The organism is Vibrio sp. Vb0349 (genome assembly GCF_033338975.1).
Map to the genome: position 1 here is coordinate 1 of NZ_JAWOTS010000283.1, position 1229 is coordinate 1229.

The 1229-nt window shown below is 43.9% G+C and carries 1 protein-coding gene and 1 riboswitch; the gene reads right to left on the reverse strand.

All coding sequences use genetic code 11. From position 1 onward, the window contains the following. Positions 1 to 661: pyridoxal-phosphate-dependent aminotransferase family protein (locus R7Q47_RS25230; RefSeq protein ID WP_318090071.1), on the reverse strand; the 661-nt coding region annotated here is incomplete at its 3' end. Between the two features lie 326 nt (positions 662 to 987). Beyond that, positions 988 to 1166: riboswitch (Lysine riboswitch) on the forward strand. Positions 1167 to 1229 lie beyond the last annotated feature (63 nt).

The following is a 1229-nucleotide window of genomic DNA, read 5'->3' on the forward strand; positions in this document are numbered from 1 at the left end:
ATTGAATTTTTTCGATAGCAGCCGGAGACAGCGTCACCGGAGACAAGCCTGGCACACACGACAAACACTTTTGACTGCCTGAGTACACAGCATCAAGCTGCCATTCATCAACTTTTAACGGTACGCCGCCTAACGATGTAACGGCGTCCACAATCGACAACACATTATATTGCTTGGCTAACTTACCTAGAGTTTGCGCATCACTGACAGCACCGGTTGATGTCTCAGCATGCACAAAAGCCAGAATTTTTGTATCAGGATGTTGCTGTAGTGCTTGTTCAACTTTATCTACTGAAACAGGCGCACCCCATTCATCATCGACTAGCACCACTTCGCCACCAGCACGAATAACGGTTTCACGCATGCGCTCGCCAAAGACACCGTTTCGACAAACGATGACTTTGTCACCTTTCTCGATCAAGTTAACGAAACAAGTCTCCATCCCAGCACTGCCTGGAGCAGAAACCGCAATAGTGAACTCATTTTCGGTTTGAAAAGCGTATTTCAACAGCTGTTTAAGCTCATCCATCATCGCGATAAACAGAGGGTCTAGATGACCAACCGTTGGACGGCTAAGGGCTTGCAATACCTGCGGATAAACATCGGAAGGACCAGGGCCCATTAAAATTCGGTGAGGGGGAATAAAGCTTTGGATCGGCATGTCAGCTCCTTGATTGCAGTCATTTAGCCTGAAAGAAGTCATTTTTAGAATTATTTGCCATCAAAACATCGTCACTCTTCATGCTTTGCAAGAAAACTCACTTGAATTATTTAACAAGTCGTTCACCAGAAAACAGGAGCAATTTTTATTTCGATTAGCAATACATTCAGGCATCAAAGGTTTCACACTAATGTATTTTGTTGCACACGGCAATTAGCCCTAAGTATAGAGGTCAAACCACTGTCACAATTTCGTTAATAAAAACCATCATTCTGGTTGAAATATTGATTGACATTGTGACGTCAAAACCGTTCAATGTTTGAGCTTTATGTAGAAGAGGAGCACTGCCCAGGCAGATGATTTGTGGAACCGCAATTCCAATACCAATCATTCAGGGGGAGTAGTGCCGAGGTAAGTCAAAATTGCAGGGTTTGGCTTGTCGGTTGACTTGGGTTGAGTCCCATCAACTGTCATCAGCACCGTCTGATGAAGAGCTTCTGAGGGTACATTTTCAAATGACAATCTAACTACCTCTCTTTTTGCTCTGTTCCTTTCCTCACAAAACATT